The organism is Alteromonas sp. KC3, from assembly GCF_016756315.1.
In the GTDB taxonomy this organism is placed as follows: Bacteria; Pseudomonadota; Gammaproteobacteria; order Enterobacterales; family Alteromonadaceae; genus Alteromonas.
On the sequence record NZ_AP024235.1, the window covers coordinates 3,364,056 to 3,389,623 of the forward strand.

The window sequence follows — 25,568 nt, forward strand, 5'->3', positions numbered from 1 at the left end:
GCGCGGAGTAAACCCTCTACCGCAGGGATGCGGTAGTGGAGCCCCCAAGGATGGGTTTACGGCGCGTTTACGCAGCGCTTCCTCCTTTTTGGCTAAATGATTATCGCAAGAAGCGTCTAAAGACCGGAGACGATTATGCGTCCACATGACTTAAACTTACTAATGATATTCGATGCGATAATGACAGAAGGTGCAATTACCCGCGCCGCAGATAGGCTGTCAATGACTCAGCCGGCAGTATCAAATGCCCTGTCACGTATGCGAACCGCATGGAAAGACGAATTATTTGTTAAGGACGGACGCGGTATTCAACCCACTTCATTTGCCAAAAACTTATGGAGCCAAATTCAAGGCCCGTTGGGTGAACTTGAAGTTGCGGTAAACCCGACAGACTTTAACCCTGCAACGGCCAAGCGTACGTTCAGAATTGCCGCGACAGACAGTATTGTTTCTATGGTGTGGGGACCTCTTCGCCAAGTTATCGAAAACGAAGCACCAGGTATCAACATTCACGCTATTCCTAATTACGATATGGAAACGGACAAAATACTCAAAGACGCAGAAGCTGAGCTAACGTTTTCCAAATACCAAGAGCCTGATTCAGTTATACGCGCTGAACATGTACTTGATCCCAGCTGGGTTGTGGTTATGCGCCCTGATCACCCGTTGGCGAAAAGCCAGCTTACATTAGAAGAGTTTGTGGCCGCTGATCATCTATTGGTTTCTGTGACAGGCGATGTGACAGGCCCTACCGATCAAGTATTGGCTAACTTAGGGTTAAAACGCCGCGTAGCTATGTCGGTTAATCAGTTTTACAACGCAACGCCTCTGCTAAAAGAAAGTAACCTCATTTGTGTTGCACCATCGCTTGTAATGGAGCGAGAGATATTTTCTGGTGAACTTGCGGTTTTTGAAACGCCAATTGAAATTGTAAGTTCGCCACTGTCTGTTATGTGGCACAAGCGTCAAGACCAAGATGCAGGATTACAATGGCTTCGAGGTTTGGTAGTTAAATTTATACGCGAACGGGTTCAGCGTCATGAAATGTTGCTGTCTCAATGTTGCCGTAAAGCGTATTGCGAAAAAACCGTTAAGCGCTTTATGGAACAGCGCAATATGGACTGCAATGAGTTCACGCCAGCGCATCTTAAAACGCAGGAGTTTGACACTGAAGAAGTTGCAGCCAACCAAAAAATTGAAGAAAAAGTGATTGCTTAAACACGCAATAACAGAACAAGTAGCAGGGTTAGTTGGTTTTACATCCCAGCGAAGAAAGCCAATCTAGCCCTTCCTGCTCACTACTACAGAACAAGTACTTTATTCCCGCTTGCTGGAATACCCGCTCAAACTGCCTAACCACTAAGGCTGGCACTTTTGCCCTATCTGCAATAACCACACTTGCATGCATGCCAAGCTCCATACGGCGCTTTATAGACACTACAAGCCACTCTTCCGCTTCGGGTGTTAATACACCGGTCCCAAAAATTGAGCCGATGAAGCCCCATTGCGCACCATCAAGATTCCCTGTCAGCATGAGAACATCGTCGTGATATTGCTGCAGCATTTTTTGCGTTGCAATACCTTTCAATTCTGCCTTTATAACGCAGCCGTTGAGTTCAATGGCATATTCACCGTGTTTAGAAAATGAAGCCGGAGATGACAAACGAGATGGTGGAGTACTTTGCATTAAAACCTTTTATGTATGTTGAGTATAAAATGGGATAACTTAAGAGGCGCGTATTTTAATTAATCGTTCAATAACGTAAATCACCCTTTAGTATAAAAAACCAACAAATAAGGAATTTTTTATGTTAGAACTTAAGCGAATGAAAGGAAAAGCACAGAGCTGTAAAAGTGCAAGATACAAAAAACCCGCTCGTTGAGCGGGTTTTAATTAATTAGCGAAAAAGACGTTTACTTCTTTTTCTTCGCTTTCGGATTTGGCAAGTCTGTGATGCTTCCTTCGAAGATTTCAGACGCAAGACCGATAGATTCGTTCAGCGTGGGGTGAGCGTGGATAGTTAATGCTACATCTTCTGCATCCGCTCCCATTTCAATGGCTAGGCCAATCTCACCAAGCATTTCACCCGCGTTGGTACCTACCATTGCACCACCGATAACGCGACCCGTGTCTTTGTCGAAGATCATCTTGGTCATACCGTTAGTTGCATCAGATGCAATTGCACGACCAGAGGCTGCCCATGGGAATACCGCTGTTTCGTAGCTTACGCCCTGCTCTTTCGCTTCTTTCTCAGTTAAACCAACCCAAGCTACTTCTGGCTCAGTGTACGCAACTGAAGGAATTGCGCGTGGGTCGAAGTAGTGCTTCTGTCCAGCAATAACTTCTGCTGCAACGTGACCTTCATGAACCGCTTTGTGCGCAAGCATAGGCTGACCTACAAGGTCACCGATTGCGAAGATGTGGTCAACGTTAGTACGCATTTGCTTATCAACATTAATGAAGCCGCGATCGTCAACATTAACGCCTGCAGCTTCTGCGCCCACTAATTTACCGTTAGGCTTACGACCAACAGCAACAAGTACTTTGTCATAACGTACTGGCTCAGCAGGTGCGTTCTTGCCTTCAAATGTTACGTATAGACCGTCATCTTTTGCTTCAACTGCAGTAACTTTCGTTTCTAGCATGATGTTGAATTTTTCTTTGTAGTCCTTCATGAATACTTTCATGATGTCTTTGTCAGCTGCTGGAATAAGCTGGTCTAAGAATTCAACTACGTCGATGTTTGAGCCAAGCGCTTCGTATACTGTACCCATTTCTAGACCGATGATACCACCGCCTAGTACTAGCATTTTCTCTGGAATGTCTTTCATTTCCAGTGCGCCAGTTGAGTCGATTACACGCTCGTCTTCTGGGATGAACGGTAGGCTTACTGGCTCAGAACCCGCTGCAATAATCGCTTTTTCAAACGTAATGGTTGTAACGTCGTCGCCATTTTTTACTTCAAGGGTGTTTGCGCCTGTGAATTTACCAAAGCCTTGTACGTGCTTGGTTTTACGCATTTTAGACATACCGCCAAGACCGTTAGTTAATTGCTTAACTACGCTGTCTTTGTAATCGCGGATTTTGTCTAAATCGATGGTTGGCTCGCCAAACGTTACACCATGGCTTGCAAGGTGCTTCGCTTCTTTCATCACTTTCGCAACGTGAAGAAGGGCTTTTGAAGGGATACAGCCAACATTAAGACAAACGCCACCAAGTGTGTCACGAGAGTCAACGATAACTGTTTCAATACCTAAGTCAGCCGCACGGAATGCTGCTGAATAACCGCCAGGGCCGCCGCCCAGTACCACCAATTGCGTTTTAATTTCGCTCATTGTGAACCTCAATCCTGTTCTTGTAGGGTCATGCTATTACTTTTGTGCAATAGCATAACCTAAATGCCACCAAATGGGCTTATAAAATCGTCGAAAATGTTACTGATATTGTAAACTTTTTCGACCTTTTATTTAAAGTATGATTCTGCGCAAATCAGTAAGGTTTGCAGCAACCTCAGTAGAGAATCTCGCACCTACTGCACCATCGATTACTCGGTGGTCGTATGACAGGCTCAGCGGCACCATCAAACGCGGCTCGAATTCTTTACCATTCCACTTTGGCTTCATCTCAGACTTCGATACACCTAATATGGCGACTTCTGGCGCATTTACAATAGGTGTAAATGCCGTACCACCAATACCGCCTAGGCTAGAGATGGTAAAAGTACCACCTTGCATGTCTGCCGCTTTAAGCTTACCTTCTCGCGCTTTCTGAGAGGTCTCGATAAGCTCACGTGATAGCTGCTCAATACCTTTCTTATTCACGTCGCGAATAACCGGAACAACTAAGCCACCTGGTGTTTCTACCGCGATACCAATATTGATGAACTTCTTGATGATCAAGCTTTCACCGTCATCAGACAATGAAGAATTAAATACTTCGTATTTTTCAAGCGCTTTAGCAACGGCTTTCATGACGAATACAAGTGGCGTGATCTTAAGACCAGACTTAATTTTCGCGTGGTAAGCGTTTTGCTCTTTGCGGAAGTCTTCAACTTCTGTGATATCGGCTTCGTCGAACTGTGTAACGTGCGGAATAGTCGCCCAGTTACGGTGTAGGAACGGACCAGAAATCTTCTGAATACGCGATAACGGCTGTTCTTCAATTTCACCAAATTTACTGTGATCAACTGGTTTCACTGGCACAATTTGAAGCACATTGTCGCCAACTGACGCACTGCCAGAAGCTTGAGACGTACGAGGCTTAGCAAGCTCAGCTTTCACATAGGCTTGAACGTCTTCTTTCAAGATACGGTTCTTAGGACCTGAACCGTTTACTAACGTTAGATCTACACCAAACTCACGTGCAATACGGCGAACCGAAGGCGACGCATGTGCTTTACCATTACCTTTCGGTGCTGGCGCTGGAGGCACAGGAGAACGGCCTTGAGAAGCGTCTTGCTGTGACTCTTGTTTAGTCTCTTCTTTCTTAGGTGCTTCTTGCTTAGGCGCTTCAGCAGGCTTTTCAGCTGCACTTGAAGACGAACCACCGCTGGTCTCAAGCTTAACAACCAAGGTGCCTTGCTTAACTTTGTCACCGGTTTTAATAAATACTTCTTTGATAGTACCCGCATGCGTTGAAGGTACATCCATTGTCGCTTTATCAGTTTCAAGCGTAATTAGACCGTCTTCTTTTTCAACGGTATCGCCTACCGATACCAGCACGTCGATAACGTCTACTTCACCATCTTCACCGATATCAGGTACCGCTACTTCAATGGTTTCGCTCGCTGACGCTGCTGCAGGTGCTGACGCTTGCTCAGTACTTTCTTGTTGTGCTGGAGCGCTTGCTTCTGAAGACTCAGCTGACGATGAACCAGAGCCTGCAACTTCAAGCTTGATCACAACCGTGCCTTCTTTCACTTTATCGCCAGTGCTGATGAACACTTCTTTCACTGTACCTGCGTGTGTTGAAGGTACATCCATTGTTGCTTTATCAGTTTCAAGGGTAATAAGACCATCTTCTTTTTCGATGGTATCGCCTACTGAAACCAATACGTCGATAACGTCAACTTCGTCGTCAGAACCGATATCAGGTACGGCAACTTCAATAACTTCGCTGCTGCCAGATGCAGCTGGCGCTGCTTCTGACTTGCTTTCTTCTTTTGGTGCTTCTTCTTGCTTAGGCGCATCTTGTGACGCGTCGTCTGAAGATTCTTCAGCAGTGCTATCGCCATTGGCAACTTTCATTTCACCAATTACATCGCCTTCTTTGATTTTATCGCCTACTGATACAGACAAGCTTACAATCTCACCTTCAAACGGTGCAGGGATGTCCATTGACGCTTTGTCACTTTCAACAGTAACAACGCCTTCATCTGCCTCAATGTTGTCGCCTACGGCAACACATAGCTCGATAACTTCAACTTCGTCGCCACCTACATCGGGTACGATAATCTTTTGAATATCTGACATATGTTAAATACCTTATCTGGCTTACGCGTAAAGTGGGTTAAGTTTTTCAGCGTTAATATCAAAACGCTTAATGGCTTCTGCTACCACTTTCTTCTCAACGTCACCGCGTTGAGCCAATTCGTAAAGTGATGCAACCACGATGTATGACGCATTAACTTCAAAGTGAGTACGCAAGTTTTCACGGCTGTCGCTGCGACCGAAACCGTCTGTACCTAGACAGCGATATTCAGTGTCAATGAACGCGCGTACTTGGTCAGAGTAGTTCTTAACATAGTCAGTGGCTGAAATCGCAGGACCTGCGTCTTTGGTAATAACCTGACCAATGTAAGGTACTTTTTGCTCAGCTTCTGGGTTAAGCATGTTCCAGCGCGCTACGTCTTGACCTTCACGAGCTAGCTCGTTGAACGAGGTCACTGAGTACACGTCAGAAGATACGTTGTAATCGTCACAAAGGATTTGTGCTGCTTTACGTACTTCGTTCAAGATAGTACCAGAGCCCATTAGTTGTACGTTAAGCTTAGACTTATCGTTTTCAACACGCTCAAGTTTATAAATACCTTTGATGATTTGCTCAGCAACATCATCACCTTCAGGCATTTCAGGGTGCTGGTAGTTCTCGTTCATCAACGTTAGGTAATAGAAGATGTTCTCGTTGTTACCATACATGCGACGCAGACCGTCTTGAACGATAACTGCAACTTCGTAGCCGTACGTTGGGTCGTAAGTAATACAGTTAGGGATTAGGTTCGCTTGAACGTGTGAGTGACCGTCTTGGTGCTGTAGACCTTCACCGTTAAGCGTAGTTCTTCCTGCTGTTGCGCCTAATAAGAAACCACGCGCTTGGCTATCACCTGCTGCCCATGCAAGGTCACCAACACGTTGGAAACCAAACATTGAGTAGTAAATGTAGAACGGGATAGTGGTAGCATTACACGTTGAGTAAGACGTACCTGACGCTACCCACGATGCCATTGCACCTAGTTCGTTAATACCTTCTTGCAGTACCTGACCTTTCTTATCTTCGCGATAGTAAGCGACTTGGTCTGCGTCTTGAGGTACGTATTTCTGGCCTTCATTGGCGTAAATACCTACCTGACGGAACAAGCCTTCCATACCGAATGTACGAGCTTCATCAGGAATGATTGGCACAATGCGCTTACCAATTTTCTTATCTTTCAACAATGCGTTAAGCACACGTACAAATGTCATCGTTGATGAAACTTGACGGTCGCCAGAGCCTTTTAAGATAGCGTCGAATGCACTCAACTCTGGAATTTCAAGCTGCTCTTCGGCTTGCTCACGACGTGCAGGTAGATAACCACCTAGCGCTTCACGGCGGGCACGAAGGTACTTCATTTCTTCGCTATCTTCTTCGAACTTGAAGTAAGGTAGGTCAGCAATCTTGTCGTCTGCTACCGGAATATTGAAACGGTCGCGGAACGCTTTAATTGAATCAACGTCCATTTTCTTAACGTTGTGCGCTACGTTTTGCGCTTCACCCGAAGCACCAAGACCAAAGCCTTTAACTGTCTTCGCAAGAATTACCGTTGGGCGACCCTTTGTATCAATGGCTTTTTGATAAGCTGCAAATACTTTAACAGGGTCGTGGCCACCACGGTTCAAGCGCCAGATGTCATCGTCTGACATATTCGCTACAAGTGCCGCCGTTTCAGGGTACTTGTTAAAGAAGTTTTCACGGGTGTACTTGCCGCCTTTGGCTTTACAGTTTTGGTATTCACCGTCTACGGTTTCACCCATAAGCTGGATAAGCTTGCCAGATTTGTCGCGCGCAAGAAGCTCATCCCAGTAGCTACCCCAAATCACTTTCACTACTTCCCAGCCTGCGCCGCGGAATGTACCTTCAAGTTCTTGGATTATTTTGCCGTTACCACGTACCGGGCCGTCTAGGCGCTGAAGGTTACAGTTGATAACAAACGTTAGATTGTCCAGGCCTTCGCGAGACGCAAGACCAATTGCACCCAAGCTTTCTGGCTCATCACACTCACCGTCACCCATGTAGCAGTAAACGCGCTGATCTGAACAGTCTTTAATACCACGGTTAGTTAGGTATTTAAGGAATCGCGCTGTGTAAATTGCTTGAAGTGGACCAAGACCCATCGATACAGTTGGGAACTGCCAGTAGTCTTTCATCAAATGCGGGTGCGGGTAAGAAGACAAACCGTCGCCTGCACATTCCTGACGGAAGTTGTTTAACTGTTCTTCAGTTAAGTTACCTTCCATGTACGAGCGCGCGTAGATACCCGGTGCAATGTGACCTTGAGCAAAAATAAAGTCACCGCCTTGATTTTCGTTTGGCGCTTTGAAGAAATGGTTAAAGCCCACATCGTAAAGCATTGCAGATGACGCGAAGCTACCAATATGGCCACCAAGCTCTAGTTCTTTTTTCGATGCACGCAATACAATCATCAATGCGTTCCAACGAATTGCCGCACGGATACGCGCTTCAATGGTCAAATCGCCCGGCATTTTTGGCTCTTGCGCCGCAGGAATGGTATTGATGTAGGCAGTAGTAGCGTCATAAGGCAAATGCGCGCCGCTGCGACGAGCTTTATCAATAAGCTTTTCGAGTAAGTAATGTGCGCGTTCTACGCCTTCCTCTTCTAAAACCGACTCAAGCGCGTCAATCCACTCTTTCGTTTCTTGTGGATCCACATCTTGGTGCATCATATCAGTCATGGTGCCATCCTATTTTTTGCTTATATAGAAAATCCTCCTTAAGCCTTGTTCTTGTTAAAAAGAACGCTAAAAGAAGGAAAACTAAATTACGTTGTACTCACAGTGACCCTATCTGGCTCACCTGCTTTTGCAGTGGCACAGGTAAAAACCCGACCGGCCTCTGCGAATGAATAGTTAAACAACAATGTTATTTAACTAAATTTCCAGTCGGCGCAGTGCACGTTGAACACGTGTATCGCGCTGATTTATTGTCAATAGCGTTTTTTCAATAAACGCCAGATGCGTATTACACGCTTGTCGTGCCGCTTCAGGGTCACGCGAGGCTATCGCATCTACAATTTCGCGACGCTGCTTGGCAATGTCTTCCACCGCTTCTGGGTGTGCGGCCAGCATGTCTAAATTTCGTTCAATATTGTCAACCAACATACTTTGCATAGTGCTCATTACATGCAGCAATACCATGTTGTGAGAAGCGCGTGCCATGATGATATAAAACTGCCCCAGCGCTTCTGCTTGAGCACGCTTACTCTCATCGGCTTTGGGCGTTGGCAAATCATTTAATGCTTGTTTCAACGCATTGTAATCTTCGGGCTGGCCACGCAATGCCGCGTAATACGCTGACATACCTTCAAGCGCGTGACGGAACTCAAGCAAGTCGAACTGTGTTTCTGGACGCTGACTCACCAAGTCCATCAACGGATCTTTCATTGCCGCATTTAGGTTTCGATTAACAAACGTACCGCCGCCTTGTTTTCGCTCAACTAAACCCCGCGCCTGTAAATTACCAATAGCTTCACGTAAAGAAGGACGAGACACATCAAATTCAAGCGCAAGCTCTCTCTCTGGCGGCAGCTTTTGACCAGCCAATAACGTACCGTCGAGTATCATCGACTCTAATTGTTCGGTAATTACATCAGAGAGTTTTTTTCGCTGCTGACGCATGCGCAGTATCTATCCTTCTTCTTAAACACTGGGTGATATAAACATTGTGAATGTAAAAAATAATCGGAGAAAATTTAAACATTCATCAAATTGGTAATACCATTTTACCTATACAGTTTAAGGCAGATCGATTTCGAGGTAAATACTCTAGAGCATAGCAAAGCTTGCGCACTTTGCTTGCTGTTAAGGTTTATTATTGAATTTGTTAACAAAAATCAGCGCCCATCAACTGGTCTGATGAGGCCTATGCAGTATATATTGAGACGAAAGCGTCTGATCTATAAACAAATAATTTATAGACCAAACGTAGCTCTAGTAGATAAGGTGATTAAATGTTAATAATAGTGGTTATGCGAGACTGCCAATTAGCGTAAGCGCTGAAGTAATTACCAGAAGAAAAATAACATTACGTTTAGCCAATTTTACTAGTACTTTGGGTTCAACCGCTGCATTTTTAGCCTGCGCTTCTCGCTCTTCAGGTGTTAGCATTTCGGCTTTAGAGGAAATTTTAGTCAGTACGTCATAGGCCGAAATATCAAATTGCAACGCATGTTTGAGCCACTCGGGCAAAGCCCGTGAAAAATGTCCCATCATTAACATTCCGAACGCCGTAATTCGCACAGGAATGTAATCGAGCGCAAACATCAAACGCCCTGCGCTTTCCTTTAATGGGTGATTTTCACCGCACATTGCTTCGGTAGTACTGCGACTTAAGCTATAAAACAGTGCACCAGGTGCGCCAAATGCAATAAACCACAACATAACCGCAGCATAGTGCTGATAATTAAGCCATGTCAGGTGCTGCCCAAAGCTTTTACCTTCGGTTGTGGCGGTACCGTCACTTTCGTTTGGCGTGCCACAATGCCCTAGCTGATCAGTGTACATACTGCACGCTTGCAGGTCGCCTCTATCAGCCGCATTTAAAAAACATTTATACGTTGCACGCAGTGCCGGGCAACCTACGCAAATAAATAAGATAAGGCTTTGCTCTATGAAGGTTAGAAACGCGCCTAATAGCCAGTATTCAATCAACCCAAGAATAATGGGCGGGAGCAACATGCTCATATATAAGTACGCTGACGAACTGTCTTCAGTGAGCCATTTATTGTTGACTAACAACTGGCGATACTTAGTGGCATAAGTCTCAATATGCCAGTGACTGTCTTTAGTGATAAGTCTCTCTAGGCTTAACACCAACAATAAACTCATTAACATCATATATTAGGCATGTCCTTGTTTAAGCACGCGTCGTAAACTGGTTCGATATTTTGGCCAGTCAAAAGCCTCGCCGGGATCAGTTTTTCTACCCGGTGCAATATCATTATGACCTACAATACGCCCTAAAGTGATCCGAGGATAGCGCTTAATTATAAATTCGCTCAATGATTTAAGTGATTCGTATTGCGCGTCGGTAAAAGGTAGCGTGTCAGTTCCTTCAAGTTCAATTCCAATTGAAAAGTCGTTACAACGTTGGCGACCTTGGAAAGAAGATAAACCCGCATGCCAGGCTCTTTTCTCAAAAGGAACAAACTGCTCTATCTCTCCTGTGCGGTAAATTACGCAATGGGCAGATACGCGAAGACCTGCAATTTCCTTGTAAAACGGGTGCGCTTGGGGGTCAAGGTTACCTGTAAATAAATCTCTGATACCACTCGTGCCAAACTGAGAAGGAGGCAACGATATATTGTGGATAACCAATAAATCGATATTGTTAGGCTGCAAAATAGCATCAAAGGGCCGCTCATCGAAATGAGGCGATTGGGTAAATGTGGCTTGATTGTAAAGCACCATAATAATTGATTTATTGAGTAATCATCTACATAGGTTAAAGTGTGACATCGCGATGCGTTTGATTGCAAGCCATTCGGATTGGATGCTATCACTTAAAAAAACAGGAAAACGCGTTACTGAGAAGGAAAAAGCATGAGTAATGAAAATGACACTGTCCAAAGCGCAGGTAAATGGATGGTCGCATTGGCTTGGATCTGCGGTTTTGGCTTGCTGGTGTTTGTATTTTCAGATTTGTTGGAAAAACAAGTAAACCCAAATAGCGAGCCTCAATCTGAGCGTATTGGTTCACAAACCGAAGTAAGACTTAAACAAAACCGTCAGGGACATTACGTCACTACGGGCTACATCAATAATGAAGAAGTCATTTTTTTGGTTGATACTGGTGCCACTGATGTTGCGGTTCCAGCTCACTTGGCGAACAAACTGCAACTTCGCGCGGGACGAGAAGGTTTGGCCACCACAGCAAACGGCACGGTAAAAGTGGCGGAATCGAATATTGATACCCTGCGTATTGGCGATATTGTACTTCACGATGTTGATGCAAACTTAAATCCCGGCATGCAGGATGACCATATTTTGCTTGGAATGAGCGTTCTTCGCCAATTAGAGTTTACTCAGCGCGGAGATTGGTTAATATTGCGTACCCTTTAATACAGACGATAGCGATGAAGATGACATCACCAGACATGCAAGCGATACGAGAGCAAGTATCATCGGCACTTATCGAAGACCTAGGCGGTGAATTAAATGCCTCCAACGATATAACAGCGAACCTTATAGACGATAACGTTCAAGCGAAAGCGACGGTTATCACCAGAGAGTCGTGTGTGGTATGTGGAGTAGCTTGGGTAAATCAAGCGTTCGCACTTATTGACGAAACAGTGACACTGCAATGGCATGTTGAAGACGGTGACAGCGTAGCACCAGACACGGTACTGCTTACGCTAGAAGGGTCTGCAAAAGCTATTCTCACCGCAGAGCGCACTGCGCTTAATTTCTTACAAACCCTATCTGGTACTGCCACTGTTACCGCGTTTTACGCGAACTTACTGGCTGATAGCAACACCAAAATTCTCGACACACGCAAAACGTTACCTGGGCTTCGTTACGCGCAAAAATACGCCGTGCGTTGTGGTGGTGGGCAAAACCACCGTGTAGGTTTGTTTGATGCATTTCTGATAAAAGAAAATCATATTTTCTCATGCGGCGGCATAGATAAAGCGGTTGAACGAGCCAAATCAATGATGCCAGGAAAACCTGTTGAAGTTGAAGTCGAAAATCTTAACGAGCTTGAACAAGCCATGAAGGCTGGCGCTGATATTGTCATGCTTGATAATTTTACCAACGAACAGATCCAACAGGCAGTAGCACTTAATAAAGGCCAATGTAAACTAGAAGTCTCTGGCAATATTACCGATGAGCGACTTAAGTCACTATCGCAGCTAGGGGTAGATTACATTTCTTCAGGCGCATTAACCAAGCACGTTCAAGCTATCGACTTGTCGTTGCGAATTCATTTGGCGTAATCGCGCACGAAGCTTAAAGGCAACCATCAATTATATTTAAAGGCCTTTTTGTGGGCCTTTTTTTGTTTTTTGAACTCACACATTCGAGCCGTAATTCTACCTTAGGTACGCGCGCGCTTTGCGCTTAATCTGTTGCCACTGTATAGTTAGTCATACGCTGCTAAGCTATTAAGTTATATACCAAAGTTCAATAAATACGCTCTGCACAAGACATATTGAACGTGTCATACTGAGAAAGTAACACATAGGTATATTCCCTAATACTTGTCAGCTGCAATAAAAATTCTATACTGAGAATCAAGTACCAGGGGCGTACAAAAACGACTCGGGTATAAACGTCAATTTGAATTAGATTTAAACTTAACGTGTTATACACGTCCCGGAGATAAGACCATGATGACCATGAACGCTAAAAACCAAAAAGGTTTCACCCTAATCGAACTAATGATTGTTGTTGCAATCATCGGTATTCTTGCAGCAATCGCACTTCCTGCTTACCAAAACTACACGCAAAAAGCGAAGTTTACAGAAGTAACTAACGCAACGGCAGCAGCGAAAACAGCGGTTGAAATCTGCTACGCATCAACAAACGATATCACTGCATGTGACGGTGGCACAAACGGTATCCCAGCTAATATCACTGCTTCAGCGGCAGGTGCAGCAGTAGACGTGGTAGGTGTTTCTACAACTAACGGTGTTATCACTGCTGTTCAACACGGTGACCTTGGTCTAACAGGTACTGGTGACTACGAGCTTACTCCAAACATCGATAACAACCGTATCATCTGGTCTGCAGTATGCGACCCAGCAACACTGTGCTAATCGCATAGTCTGATATAGAAATAAATGTAAAAAGCCCAGTATCATACTGGGCTTTTTCGCTCTCAAGAGACACTTTATAGACGGAATTCGCAATGGCAAAAGCAGCAACTACATTTACTTGGCAAGGTAAAGATCGTCACGGTCAATCTCGCAAAGGTGAAATATCCGCTGTTTCGATTTCTGAAGCAAAGAACCTGCTTCGCCGCCAGGGCATCTCTGCCAACAAAGTTAAAAAACTCGCCACGCCTTTGTTTGGTGGTGGTGGTCAAAAAATAACCCCCGCAGACATATCCGTAATTTCTCGCCAAATTGCCACTATGTTGGCCGCCGGTGTTACCCTAATTCAATCACTTGAGATGATAGCGCAAGGTCATGCCAAGCAAAGCATGCGAAAGTTACTGGGCGAAATAACGGAAGAAGTAAAATCAGGTAACCCGTTATCTTCAGCCCTTAGAAAACACCCGCTTTACTTCGACGACTTGTATTGTGATTTGGTGTATACCGGTGAGCAGTCCGGTGCGCTTGAAACTATCTACGATAGAATAGCTACTTATAAAGAAAAAGCAGAAGCGTTAAAATCAAAAATTAAGAAAGCGATGTTTTACCCTATCGCGGTATTGGTCGTGGCTTTCATCGTTACCACCATACTGCTGATTTTTGTTGTTCCTCAGTTTGAAGAGATCTTTAGTAGCTTTGGTGCCGAGTTACCTGCTTTTACACAATTCGTTCTAGGCATTTCGCGATTTGTCCAAGACTACGGCATCTTTATAGCCATCGGAATAGGTGCTGCCGGTTTTATGTTCATGCGAACCTATAAGCGCAGCCAAAAATTGCGCGACAGCGTTGATAGAAACATTCTTAAAATTCCGGTAGTGGGCGAAATACTTAAAAAAGCCAGTATAGCTCGCTTCACTCGTACACTAGCCACAACCTTTGCTGCAGGTGTTCCACTTATTGGGGCGTTAGAATCTGCTGCAGGCGCTTCAGGTAATGCAGTATATCGAGAGGCTATTTTATACATGCGAAAGGAAGTGGCTGGTGGTATGCCAATGCATGTTGCTATGCGCGCAACACAAGTATTCCCTGATATGGTCACACAAATGATAGCTATTGGTGAAGAGTCAGGCGCAGTCGACGAAATGCTCAGTAAAATTGCTACTATTTACGAAGCGGAAGTCGATGACATGGTAGATGGCTTAACCAGCTTACTAGAGCCTATGATCATGGCGGTATTAGGTGTGGTTATCGGCGGTTTGATCGTTGCTATGTATCTCCCTATTTTCCAAATGGGCGACGTGGTATAACTACGTCTTCCTCATTTTAAATACAATAAAAAAAGAACACGTTGCTCATGGATGTTTCATTCGCTCAGCACTTGGTTACATTACACCAGGTAGCGCCACTATTTTTCTATTCACTTATCTTTATTGTTAGCTTGATGGTTGGCAGCTTTTTAAATGTTGTAATCTACCGGTTACCAATCATGATGGAGCGTAGTTGGCAGCGTGAATACAATGACTATTTTGCCGAACAAGGTGACGAGCGAGTCACAACGGCCCAAATAGATAGCCAAGAAGCTCCCTTTAACCTTGTAAAACCAGACAGTACATGTCCGTCGTGTGGACATAAAATTCGCGCTTGGGAAAACATTCCTGTCATAAGTTACCTTTTCCTGAAAGGGAAGTGTTCGAAATGCAAAACCGGAATTTCACCACGTTATCCGGCAGTTGAGTTATTCACGGCTTTGGTATGCACGTTTGCTGCGTACCATTTTGGCCCCACACCACAAGCCTTATGGGCGGTCCTATTCACCTATGCACTTATATCGTTACTGTTTATTGATTTAGACAAAATGCTGTTACCCGATCAACTCACGCTTCCACTGCTTTGGTTGGGTTTAATACTCAGTACGCATAACGTTTTCGTCACTCCAACAGAGGCAATCATTGGTGCAGCTGCAGGCTACCTTAGTTTATGGTCTGTATATTGGTTGTTTAAACTTGTTACCGGCAAAGAAGGTATGGGCTATGGCGACTTTAAATTATTAGCCGCTTTAGGGGCTTTTACGGGCTGGCAAGGCTTGCCCGTTATTATCTTGCTTTCGTCTTTTGTGGGTGCGGTGGTTGGCATTGTAATTATGATTGTACAGAAACAAGGAAAGTCTCTGGCCATTCCATTTGGCCCTTACCTCGCGGTAGCTGGATGGTTAACCTTACTGTATAAAACCGATATCATTACCGCTTACTTAAATATGGTGTTGTAGGCCATAAGGCCGTTGCCCTTTTAGCGAGAAAGAGTGAAGCGAATGAGTGATAAATTTGTAGTGGGCCTTACAGGTGGTATTGGTAGTGGAAAATCAGCTGCAACTGCATTATTTCAAAAGCACAATATCGATATTATTGATGCGGATGAAGTTGCTCGGGATGTGGTTGCGATAGGCTCAGAGGGTCTTGCTAAAATTGTTGAACATTTCGGCAACGATGTACTGCTAGAAAACGGTAGCCTTAATCGCGCTGCACTGCGCGAACGCGTTTTTCACAATGACGATGAAAAGCATTGGCTAAACGGTTTACTTCATCCCCTCATCCGCAATCAAATGATGACACTCATCGCAGAATCCAAAAGTCCCTACTGCATTTTATCGGTTCCACTATTGGTTGAAAATAATCTAACCGTAATGTGTAACAAGGTAGTTGTGGTAGATTGCCCTGAAGAAATGCAACTTGCACGCGCTGTACAGCGGGATGAAAGCACAGAGCAAACAATAAAGAACATTATGGCTTCACAAGCCACGCGCGAAACCCGACTAGCCGCAGCAGATTATGTTCTTGATAATAGCGCTAGCCTAGCGCATCTTGCTGCACAAGTTGAGACGCTGCATAGCGCGCTACTAGAGCAAAGTTCAGCTTCAATCTAGTTACGATACGATTTTATGAAATAACTATATTTGTCGTTTTCGTTGCAAAGTAGCCGTGCAACGAAAAAGCATCTGATGAAGATAAAGGCTGTATGAGGCAACAAAATTCGGCTCCCCACTCGCTTTTTGAAACTTTTTTGACCAAATAACGTCAAAACAACAGTTTGGTGGCCAAGTAAACTTGGCTTAAACGCAATCATGCATTAGGCTTTAGCTCTAAGTATATGTGTTTTAAGGGTATCCATGGGCAACGCTGTTTTCGAATTTCCACTAAAGGAAAAGGTACGTAACTATTTACGTGTTGAGCAGCTGCTTGGGCAACTTAAAATCTCAGCTAAGTCTGAGCATACACATTTGCAGCTTGTTTTTTTTCAACAACTCTTCGAATTGCTCGACCTTGTTGAGCGTTTGGACTTACGCTCAGATCTGACCAAAGACCTTGAAGCACACGAGAAAAACCTCGTGTATTGGTCGAAGCACCCTAAAATCGACAGTACTGCATTAGAACAAGCACTTAAAACGGTATTAACGTTACGTGAAAAGCTAAAAAGCGATCGCCGTTTTGGCAGTGCGCTAAAAGAAGATAAGTTACTTAGTGCTATTCGACAACGCTTTGCGATACCCGGTGGCGCGTGTAGCTTTGATTTGCCTAATCTACATTTTTGGCTACAGCAACCCCTTGAACAAAGACAGTCGGAAATAAACAATTGGCTGGAGACATTAGCACTCCTTAACGACGCTATTGCTGTCAGCTTGTCATTTATTCGGGAACGTGGGCAGTTTGTCGCTGTCACCGCCGAAAATGGTTTCTATCAAGGCGCAGCTGAAGATAAGAATGAACTCATTCGTGTTAGATGTAGTGTGGATGAAGGCTATTATCCGACGCTCAGCGGTAATAAATACCGCTATGCACTGCGTTTCATGCTTTTCACTCCCAATCAAAATGGCGGAAGTGCTGTCGAGAACCATGTTCAGTTTCAATTAGCAGCCTGCTAAAATACCCATATACCACGTAAGTCCTCGTCCACTGTTATCAACGGAGTTTCTAATGGAAGTTAAATGCCCTATTTGTACTAAAGCTGTTGTTTGGGGTCCAGAAAGTGAGTTCCGTCCTTTTTGCAGCAAGAAATGTCAGCTTATTGATTTAGGTGAGTGGGCAGCAGAAGACAGAAAAATTGCTGGGAAGCCTGCCGAAGATGCCACACCAAAACACATCGATATAGAAGAAATTGAAGCGATGCTTGCACAGCAACAAGAAGACTTTTTCAAGCATTGATCCACTGTGTTCAATAGTACTGAGTCTTTATTCTGACGAGGTTGCAATTAACGCATCAAGAGTCAGCCGTGCTTTAGACCTCTCGCACATTGTCCATATTAAGTCCCTCAAGTAAGCCATCAAGTTCACAGGCAGTCATACAATGGCCCGCTTTCCACAACTCCTCGAGGCGATGCATTAGATACACCATCTGTGACTTTTGACGTTCAAGCTTTGCCATAAGGTCATCAATATCTTGTTTTCGCTCGCGCAAGTGCACCATAACTTGCTGGTGGTCCAAGCCTTCACCACTGGCAAATAGTCCCGGTAGATCGTCTAGGGAAAACCCTAGGCTGGTGGCAAACTTGATCATCTTTAATCGCTCAATTGCGTGAGTATCGTATTGTCGATAACCCTTTGCGGTGCGCGCTGCAGGAGGCAATAACCCTTTTTGTTCGTAAAATCGAATAGTACTTGTCGGTAAATCAATGGCTTGTGCTAGTTGTCCAATACGCATGGTATTCGCTTAAAAAAATAACCTTGACCTTAAAGTTAACTTAAAGCTTATAGTAACGTCAATGCACAGTAACGAGAGAGCAAACCATGTCATCAAATGTTTTTACCCCGTTTACCTTGCCCAATGGGCAAACCATTAAAAATCGGCTCGCAAAGGCCGCTATGGAAGAAAATATGGCCCAGGCTAATCAATTGCCAGGCGACGCACTTTTTCGGTTATATCGCGCCTGGGCTGAAGGTGGTGTCGGCCTTATCATTACCGGCAACGTGATGGTCGATCATTTAGCGATGACCGGCCCAGGAGGACTTGCACTTGAAGCTCACACACCGCTAGCACCATTTCAGCAGTTAGCGAAGGAGGCCAAGCGCAATAATACGCGTTTGTGGATGCAGATAAACCATCCGGGTCGACAGGTCTTTGCCAAAATGGGAGGTAAGGTACTTTCTCCTTCTGACATTCCACTCAATATGGGTAAGCACTCTCACCTATTCGGTCAACCAAAAGCTATGACAGAAACCGAAATTAATGATGTGGTGAGTCGATTTGTTACTACGGCCTCACGGGCCAAACAAGCGGGTTATGACGGCGTTCAAATACATGCAGCACACGGATACTTACTCGCGCAATTTTTGTCTCCTCTGACAAACAAACGTAAAGATGAATGGGGTGGCAGTCTTGAAAACCGTGCTCGTCTGTTACTCACCATTGTTCAGCAAGTGCGCGAGCAATGCGGCAAAGACTTTGATGTGGCTGTAAAGTTAAACTCAGCAGATTTTCAACGTGGCGGGTTTGACGTAGATGATGCCCGTGACGTTGTTGGCATGCTGGCACAGCACAATGTAGATCTTGTTGAGCTTTCCGGTGGAAGCTATGAGGCGCCAGCGATGCAAGGAAGAACAGCTGATGATAGAACACTCGCGCGAGAAGCGTATTTTTTAACTTTTGCTGAGCAAATAGCAAGTACCACGACCATTCCCATTATGACTACAGGAGGTATTCGTAAACTCGCAGTAGCACAGCAAGTGATTCAAAGTGGTGTAGATATGGTTGGTATTGCGTCTGCACTGGCATTAACCCCTGATCTACCTAACCAATGGCGAGCTTCGCCAGATACATTGGGTGTTATTCCGGTTGTAGATTGGAAAGACAAAACACTTTCTGGCCTTGCGACTATGGCACAAGTAAAGCGCCAACTACGCCGTGTTGGAAACGGAAAACGGCCTTCTCAAAATACAAACCCAATAATTTCGCTGATACTCGATCAGTTGCGCAGTGCCAAACTTACCAAGCGATACCGCAAACAGTACGCCGATGAAGTACAATAAATGTATTCTCGGCAGTTGTAGACTGTTGTACTATCAAGCTAATCTCTCTTATGGCGATTAGCTCGTCGTTTTCTGCAGCACAAAGGAAAGTCCATGATTCAATCAATCGCGTTTGTTGGTGGTACCCACGGTAACGAAACCAGCGGTATTCAGTTAGTTAAAAACTGGCAAAAACATGGACTTCCCTCACGCTTTGATGCCTTAAATGTGTCACTTCACATTGCTAATCAAGCGGCACTAGAGGCTAATGTCCGCTTTATTGAAGAAGACTTAAACAGACAATTTACCTTTGCGGCACTGAGCGAGAACAAGTCGACTAAAGAAGCAAAATTAGCGCAAGTGCTGAATGAAAAATTTGGTCCTAAGGGTGAGTCAAAGACCGACTTGGTTGTAGACATTCACAACACGACAAGTCAAATGGGCGCTACGCTCATCATTCTGCAGGCCGATGACTTTCATATACAGCTAGCTCGCTATGTGAAGCAACATATGCCTGAAGCAAATATCTTGCTTGAAGATGAAAAGCCTTACCTTGAGCACGGCTACCTATGTACTACTGGTAAACGCGGGGTAATGATAGAAGTAGGCGGCCAGCCTCAGGGTGTGCTACGTGAAGACGTATACTTACTCACTCAAACTATGGCTGAAGTGATTCTTGCGTTCTGTGTTGCCTTCAACCAAGGTACTATTTCTAGTGACACATTACCGGCCTGTGAAGTATTTCGCTTGGGTGAAAACATATCATTTCCGTTAGATGAAAGTGGTCAACGCACGGCCATGATCCATCATGCGCTTCAGGATACTGATTTCGAGCCACTACTGCCGGGTATGCCGATGTTTAGAACGTTTGATGGACATGACATTGTGTGGGAAGGCGAAAGTGAAACCTACCCACACTTTATTAATGAAGCGGCGTACTTCAAGTTAGACGTTGCCTTTGCAACTGCACAGCGTATTACCCTGTAAATTGTAGGCAGTATCATTATTACCAATAAAAAACGGCCACTATAAGTGGCCGTTTTTGTTTAAGGTATATTACGTTTGTAGCGCTTTTATAATGGGTACATTGGCCGCTGGAAAGTCTTGTGCTTGTAGCGCATCCAAGGCAACCCATCGAGCAGACTGGCCTTCTTTCCCATGCGGCTCACCTGAGAAGTCAGTTACCCGATGTACATCTAACTTAACGACTTTATCGCCGTAGTCATGGTTAATCACAATAACAGGCTCACTTTTCAGTACTTGAATGCCTATTTCTTCGAGTAGCTCGCGCGCGAGTGCCTCTTGCACACTTTCGCCCTGCTCTACTTTGCCACCAGGGAACTCCCATTTACCACCTTGATGAAGATGGTCGTGACGAAGCGTGATAAAAATATTATCGCCGCGAGCAATAACACCCACGGCAACATGTACCACTTTCATTATTTCAGCTTACCGTGACACTGCTTGTACTTTTTGCCAGAGCCACACGGACATGGGTCGTTACGGCCCACTTTAGCGCCTTCGCGAACTTGTGTACGAACTTTATCGCTGGCCTGCTCTGGTGTTGCAGTAGCTTCTTCATGCTCAAAGTTCTTAGGCACATCGTCTGCTTGACGACGCTGCTCTTCCACTTTTTGAACATCTTCTTCCGCTTGTACTTTTACTCGGGCCAAAATAGTAATAACTTCAACCTTCAGAGCTTCAAGCATTTGAGAGAATAACTCAAACGACTCGCGCTTGTATTCTTGCTTAGGGTTTTTCTGTGCATAGCCACGCAAGTGAATACCTTGACGCAAGTGGTCCATCGCAGCCAAATGCTCTTTCCAGTGGCTGTCTAGGTTTTGAAGCATAACCGCTTTTTCAAACTGACGAAGCACGTCTGCACCCACAACCGCCTCTTTGGCTTTGTATGCATTAACAACCTCATCAAGAATACGTTCGCGTAGCTTTTCTTCATATAGCTTGTCGTCGTTTTCTAGCCATGATTGTAGCGGGAGATCCGTGGCAAAATCGGCCTTAAGGCGCTCTTCTAACCCTTTAACATCCCACATTTCTTCTAGTGACTGAGGCGGAATATACTCATCTACAACGCCTGAGATTACATCTTCGCGAATAGCGGCGATGGTTTCGCTGATATCGCCTTCATCGAGTAGCTCATTACGCTGTTCGTAAATAACTTTACGCTGGTCGTTTGCAACATCATCGTACTCAAGTAGTTGTTTACGAATATCAAAGTTACGACCTTCAACTTTACGCTGGGCATTTTCAATAGCACGAGTCACCCATGGGTGCTCAATCGCCTCACCACGCTCCATGCCCAAACGCTTCATCATATTGCCCATTTTTTCAGAGGCAAAGATACGCATTAGTGCATCGTCAAGCGATAAATAGAAGCGGCTTGAACCAGGGTCACCTTGACGGCCAGAACGACCACGTAACTGGTTATCGATACGACGAGATTCGTGACGTTCAGTACCAATAATGTGTAAGCCACCTGAAGCAAGTACTGCATCATGGCTTTCTTTCCATGCTGCTTTTACTTTTTCAATTTGCGCTTCAGTTGGGTTTTCAATTTTTTCAAGCTCTGCCTGCCAATTACCACCAAGTACGATATCAGTACCACGACCGGCCATATTGGTAGCAATAGTTACCGCACCCGGCTTACCAGCTTGCGCAACAATGTCCGCTTCCTGTTCGTGGAACTTAGCATTAAGTACTTTGTGCGGAATTTTTTCTTTCTTAAGAATGCGAGAAATAAGCTCTGAGTTTTCAATCGACACAGTACCTACAAGCGTTGGTTGCCCACGCTTCACACACGCTTTAATGTCTTCAACGATAGCTTCGTACTTTTCTTCTGCCGTCAGGTAGATAAGGTCAGCCATATCTTTACGCTGCATTGGCTTATTCGTTGGAATAACCACAGTTTCTAGACCGTAAATGTGGTTAAACTCAAACGCTTCTGTATCTGCCGTACCTGTCATACCCGCTAGCTTGTTGTACAAGCGGAAGTAGTTTTGGAACGTAATTGACGCCAAGGTCTGGTTCTCATTTTGAATGCGAACGCCTTCTTTCGCTTCTACCGCTTGGTGCAAACCTTCAGACCAACGGCGGCCTTCCATCGTACGACCAGTGTGCTCGTCGACAATAACAATTTGCTCGTCTTTAACGATGTAATCCACATCTTTAGAGAACAGTTTATGTGCGCGCAGTGCCGCATTAATGTGGTGAAGCAATGAGATGTTGCCGGCGGCAAACAAAGACTCGCCTTCAGGTAAAATACCTTCTTGGTGAAGAATTTCTTCAACGTGAATTTGGCCACGTTCTGTTAAGTGAATTTGCTTGGCTTTTAGGTCGATTGTGTAATCGCCATCACCTTCTTGACCTTCTTCGTCTTCTTTTTCTTGCTGAACCAATTTAGGAATAACTAAATTAATTCGACGGTATAGCTCCGAACTATCCTCGGCTTGACCAGAGATAATTAGCGGCGTACGCGCCTCATCAATCAAGATAGAGTCAACTTCATCCACTACAGCAAAGTTAAGTGGTCGCTGAACGCGATCTTGTGGACTAAATGCCATGTTATCGCGCAGATAGTCAAAACCAAATTCGTTATTGGTACCGTACGTTACATCAGCTTGGTACGCATCACGTTTTTGTTCAGGTGACATACCAGGTACGTTACAGCCAACACGCATCCCCAGGAAAGTGAATAACTGGTTACTCCACTCGGCATCTCGGCGCGCAAGATAATCGTTCACAGTAACTACGTGAACACCTTTGCCCGATAGCGCGTTTAAGTAAGTGGGGAGCGTTGCCGTTAACGTTTTACCCTCACCGGTGCGCATTTCCGAAATTTTACCTTCGTGAAGTACCTGACCACCTAGCATTTGCACGTCAAAGTGGCGCATACCATATACACGCTTACTCGCTTCGCGCACCGTTGCAAAGGCGTCGTTCAAAATATCGTCTAACGTCTCACCTTTCTCTAGGCGTGCTTTAAACTCGTCGGTCTTCGCTTTTAGCGCCTCATCAGAAAGCTTTTCATACTCTGCTTCCAGTGCATTGATGGCATCTACGTTCTTGCGTAATTTTTTTAATAATCGGTCGTTTCTACTACCGAATACTTTTCGAAGGATGCTTGAAAACATTAGCTTTATTATTCCACTACTTGTCGAGACGCCGCACACGGTGCACAGCTAAATTAAACCAATAAAACACAACCACGGCTGATCATGTTTTGCGATATTCAAAATTATTTGTTTGCGCACGCAGTCTTTATTTAAAAACCGCACACTGTTACCTGGCTGCTACCTGCTTACTTCTTGTATACGTACGGTAGAGGATCGACTTGTTTTCCGTTTCTTATTACTTCGTAGTGGACATGCACACCCGTAGAGCGCCCAGTATTGCCCATTTTTGCGACAGGCTGCCCTTTGGTAACCACATCACCTATTGAAACAGTAAGGGTATCGTTGTGTCCGTATCGGGTCACAAAACCATCACCGTGATCAATCTCTACTAATTGGCCGTAGCCGTAACGATCACCCGCCCAAGTCACAATGCCTGCGGCAGTCGCTACAACGTTCTCCCCTGCTTTACCAGCGAAATCCAAGCCTTTGTGCATTGCAGGCTTTCCGGTAAAGGGATCGGCACGCATACCATAATAAGAAGACAACCACCCCGACTCTATCGGACGACCAGATAATTGGCTCTGTTCGTATATATGGTGACCCCTAACCAGACTTTCAAGCATAGACAATTGCTGAGACTTTAAATCGAGCGATTGTTCGAGCTTGGCTATCTCGTGAAGTAAAGGATCATCTTGGAGGTTATCCGGTATCGATACCGGTACGAAAGCGTCCAGGTCAGCCGCTGACATACCTAATTCTGTTGCAATTTGCTTTCCCTTTTCGTCTAACAAACGGGTTTGTGCAGAGAGCTCTGCGATGTGAGAAAGCAACGCTTGAAGTTTGATTGTGGTTTGTTGTTTTAACGCTTCAACGTCTTTTTGTGTTTCGTTGACTTCGGTTTGCGCTAAACGCACGCGAGCGATATCTTCAGATACCGATTCGGTAGAACGACTCGACACTAACATAAAAATAGACGAGAGCACGGTTGCGCTCACGAGCGTACGGACACTAATACTGTGTCGGTAGCGTTTATTTTTGCCTGCTAATGTAATCGTTAATTTCATACCACGAAGAAAAATGCTGTTTCACGCCCGTGTTTTATTCTCAACTCTTTCTATTTAGAGTTTGTTTTTGTGTCACGTGGGTGAAATTTATATAATTATCCGGCTACTGTATCATTTATTTCAGTAATTGCCATACGAAAAAAAGCCGCCCGTAGGCGGCTTTTCACAATTTTTTTATGCGAGTACTGGCTGAGCGTAACGAATTGGCGCAGTTTCTTGCGAATCGTACGTCACATATTCCCAACAGTCTTTTTGTTCTAGCACGGCATTCAACAACTTATTATTAAGACCGTGACCTGTTTTATAAGCGCGAAGCTCGCCGATCAAACTATGTCCGCCAAGGTATAAATCACCAATAGCGTCTAAGATCTTATGCTTCAAAAACTCATCGTCGTAGCGCAAGCCTTCAGGATTTAGCACTCTGAACTCATCAAGCGCGACAGCGTTTTCCATGCTACCGCCTAATGCTAGGTTGTTCGCGTTCATATATTCTAAGTCGCTCATGAACCCAAACGTACGCGCACGGCTTACTTCGTTAACATATGAACAAGAGTCAAAATCCATTGTCATATGCTGACGCGTCTGACTGATCACCGGATGATCAAAATCTATCTGGAAATCTACGCGGAAGCCATCATACGGCACTAATTCAGCCCACTTGTCGCCATCTTCTACACGAACTGGCTTTTTAATACGGATAAATTGCTTCGGTGCATTAAGCTCTTCAATACCCGCAGACTGAAGTAAGAATACGAACGGGCTTGCACTTCCGTCCATAATTGGCAGCTCGTTACTGTCTACTTCAACAATGATATTGTCGATTCCCAGCCCTGCTAACGCAGACGCTAAGTGTTCAACGGTTTGGATTGTTACACCGTCTTCATTGTTTAGACACGTACACAGCATGGTATTACCCACCGCGTTTGCACGCGAAGGGATATCAACATGAGGTTCAAGGTCAACACGCCTAAACACGATTCCCGTGTTTGCAGGCGCAGGTCGGAGAGTCATTGTGACCTTTTCCCCTTTATGAAGCCCAATTCCAGTCTCTTGTACTGGATGCTTGATTGTACGTTGTCTAATCATCTGCTTAAGCTTTTACCTATTAAAAAAGCGGGCGCGAATTATAGT

Annotated in this window: 23 protein-coding genes; 11 read left to right on the plus strand and 12 right to left on the minus strand. The window is 44.9% G+C overall.

Going from position 1 to position 25,568, the window contains the following annotated elements:
* The first annotated feature begins 135 nt into the window (after positions 1-135).
* Positions 136-1,218, plus strand: a complete 1,083-nt coding sequence (locus JN178_RS14920) for a LysR family transcriptional regulator (RefSeq protein ID WP_232369586.1) — start codon at positions 136-138, stop codon at positions 1,216-1,218.
* A gap of 28 nt (positions 1,219-1,246) precedes the next feature.
* Here JN178_RS14920 and JN178_RS20175 read toward each other — a convergent pair whose 3' ends face one another.
* From JN178_RS20175 to ampD, 7 genes are all read right to left on the minus strand, one after another.
* Entirely contained in the window at positions 1,247-1,687 is a 441-nt protein-coding gene (locus tag JN178_RS20175) for a hypothetical protein (RefSeq protein WP_232369587.1), read from the minus strand.
* A gap of 227 nt (positions 1,688-1,914) precedes the next feature.
* The gene (gene lpdA / locus JN178_RS14930) at positions 1,915-3,336 is read right to left on the minus strand and encodes a dihydrolipoyl dehydrogenase (protein ID WP_159626855.1); all 1,422 of its coding nucleotides are present in this window, start codon (positions 3,334-3,336) and stop codon (positions 1,915-1,917) included.
* Positions 3,337-3,468: 132 nt separating this feature from the next.
* Positions 3,469-5,472: a pyruvate dehydrogenase complex dihydrolipoyllysine-residue acetyltransferase gene (gene aceF / locus JN178_RS14935; RefSeq protein WP_202262229.1), complete on the minus strand. Its 2,004-nt coding sequence runs from the start codon at positions 5,470-5,472 to the stop codon at positions 3,469-3,471.
* 21 nt (positions 5,473-5,493) lie between these two features.
* Positions 5,494-8,169 (minus strand): pyruvate dehydrogenase (acetyl-transferring), homodimeric type, encoded by a 2,676-nt coding sequence (gene aceE / locus JN178_RS14940; protein WP_202262230.1) that lies wholly within the window; start codon positions 8,167-8,169, stop codon positions 5,494-5,496.
* 195 nt (positions 8,170-8,364) lie between these two features.
* Positions 8,365-9,111 (minus strand): GntR family transcriptional regulator, encoded by a 747-nt coding sequence (locus JN178_RS14945; protein ID WP_159626852.1) that lies wholly within the window; start codon positions 9,109-9,111, stop codon positions 8,365-8,367.
* Positions 9,112-9,459: 348 nt separating this feature from the next.
* Complete coding sequence (ampE, locus tag JN178_RS14950; RefSeq protein WP_202262231.1) at positions 9,460-10,329, minus strand: beta-lactamase regulator AmpE; 870 nt, start codon at positions 10,327-10,329, stop codon at positions 9,460-9,462.
* A 3-nt stretch (positions 10,330-10,332) separates the two neighbouring features.
* Positions 10,333-10,902: a 1,6-anhydro-N-acetylmuramyl-L-alanine amidase AmpD gene (ampD, locus tag JN178_RS14955; protein WP_202262232.1), complete on the minus strand. Its 570-nt coding sequence runs from the start codon at positions 10,900-10,902 to the stop codon at positions 10,333-10,335.
* 132 nt (positions 10,903-11,034) lie between these two features.
* Here ampD and JN178_RS14960 point away from each other — a divergent pair, with 132 nt between their 5' ends.
* The 8 genes from JN178_RS14960 (at position 11,035) to yacG (ending at position 17,443) form a co-directional block, all read left to right on the plus strand.
* On the plus strand, positions 11,035-11,553 hold the full coding sequence (locus tag JN178_RS14960) for a retropepsin-like aspartic protease family protein (RefSeq protein WP_202262233.1): 519 nt from the start codon (positions 11,035-11,037) through the stop codon (positions 11,551-11,553).
* A gap of 20 nt (positions 11,554-11,573) precedes the next feature.
* Complete coding sequence (gene nadC / locus JN178_RS14965; RefSeq protein WP_202266089.1) at positions 11,574-12,428, plus strand: carboxylating nicotinate-nucleotide diphosphorylase; 855 nt, start codon at positions 11,574-11,576, stop codon at positions 12,426-12,428.
* A 393-nt stretch (positions 12,429-12,821) separates the two neighbouring features.
* On the plus strand, positions 12,822-13,250 hold the full coding sequence (locus JN178_RS14970; RefSeq protein ID WP_269752164.1) for a pilin: 429 nt from the start codon (positions 12,822-12,824) through the stop codon (positions 13,248-13,250).
* 92 nt (positions 13,251-13,342) lie between these two features.
* Positions 13,343-14,554, plus strand: coding sequence for a type II secretion system F family protein (locus tag JN178_RS14975; protein WP_202262234.1), 1,212 nt, complete (start codon positions 13,343-13,345; stop codon positions 14,552-14,554).
* Between the two features lie 47 nt (positions 14,555-14,601).
* Complete coding sequence (locus JN178_RS14980; RefSeq protein WP_202262235.1) at positions 14,602-15,513, plus strand: prepilin peptidase; 912 nt, start codon at positions 14,602-14,604, stop codon at positions 15,511-15,513.
* A 42-nt stretch (positions 15,514-15,555) separates the two neighbouring features.
* On the plus strand, positions 15,556-16,167 hold the full coding sequence (coaE, locus tag JN178_RS14985; protein ID WP_202262236.1) for a dephospho-CoA kinase: 612 nt from the start codon (positions 15,556-15,558) through the stop codon (positions 16,165-16,167).
* A 243-nt stretch (positions 16,168-16,410) separates the two neighbouring features.
* A complete protein-coding gene (gene zapD, locus JN178_RS14990) occupies positions 16,411-17,163 on the plus strand; it encodes a cell division protein ZapD (protein WP_202262237.1) in 753 nt (250 codons plus the stop codon).
* 52 nt (positions 17,164-17,215) lie between these two features.
* On the plus strand, positions 17,216-17,443 hold the full coding sequence (gene yacG, locus JN178_RS14995; protein ID WP_159626843.1) for a DNA gyrase inhibitor YacG: 228 nt from the start codon (positions 17,216-17,218) through the stop codon (positions 17,441-17,443).
* A gap of 73 nt (positions 17,444-17,516) precedes the next feature.
* Here the strand turns inward: yacG and JN178_RS15000 are convergent, their stop codons facing one another.
* Positions 17,517-17,939 (minus strand): MerR family transcriptional regulator, encoded by a 423-nt coding sequence (locus tag JN178_RS15000; RefSeq protein ID WP_202262238.1) that lies wholly within the window; start codon positions 17,937-17,939, stop codon positions 17,517-17,519.
* 86 nt (positions 17,940-18,025) lie between these two features.
* Between JN178_RS15000 and JN178_RS15005 the strand changes: the two genes are divergently transcribed.
* Both JN178_RS15005 and JN178_RS15010 read left to right on the plus strand, forming a co-directional pair.
* A complete protein-coding gene (locus JN178_RS15005) occupies positions 18,026-19,264 on the plus strand; it encodes an NADH:flavin oxidoreductase/NADH oxidase family protein (RefSeq protein ID WP_202262239.1) in 1,239 nt (412 codons plus the stop codon).
* Between the two features lie 93 nt (positions 19,265-19,357).
* Positions 19,358-20,230: an aspartoacylase gene (locus tag JN178_RS15010; protein WP_159626840.1), complete on the plus strand. Its 873-nt coding sequence runs from the start codon at positions 19,358-19,360 to the stop codon at positions 20,228-20,230.
* 69 nt (positions 20,231-20,299) lie between these two features.
* Here JN178_RS15010 and mutT read toward each other — a convergent pair whose 3' ends face one another.
* The 4 genes from mutT to lpxC all read right to left on the minus strand — a co-directional run bounded on the left by mutT (position 20,300) and on the right by lpxC (position 25,523).
* Positions 20,300-20,683 carry an 8-oxo-dGTP diphosphatase MutT gene (gene mutT / locus JN178_RS15015; protein ID WP_202262240.1) on the minus strand — a complete coding sequence of 128 codons (384 nt, stop codon included), beginning with the start codon at positions 20,681-20,683 and terminating at the stop codon, positions 20,300-20,302.
* Positions 20,683-23,391 (minus strand): preprotein translocase subunit SecA, encoded by a 2,709-nt coding sequence (secA, locus tag JN178_RS15020; protein WP_202262241.1) that lies wholly within the window; start codon positions 23,389-23,391, stop codon positions 20,683-20,685. The genes mutT and secA overlap by 1 nt, the downstream gene beginning before the upstream one ends.
* 167 nt (positions 23,392-23,558) lie before the next feature.
* Entirely contained in the window at positions 23,559-24,437 is an 879-nt protein-coding gene (locus JN178_RS15025; RefSeq protein WP_159626837.1) for a M23 family metallopeptidase, read from the minus strand.
* A gap of 174 nt (positions 24,438-24,611) precedes the next feature.
* Positions 24,612-25,523 (minus strand): UDP-3-O-acyl-N-acetylglucosamine deacetylase, encoded by a 912-nt coding sequence (gene lpxC, locus JN178_RS15030; protein ID WP_202262242.1) that lies wholly within the window; start codon positions 25,521-25,523, stop codon positions 24,612-24,614.
* Positions 25,524-25,568: the final 45 nt, after the last annotated feature.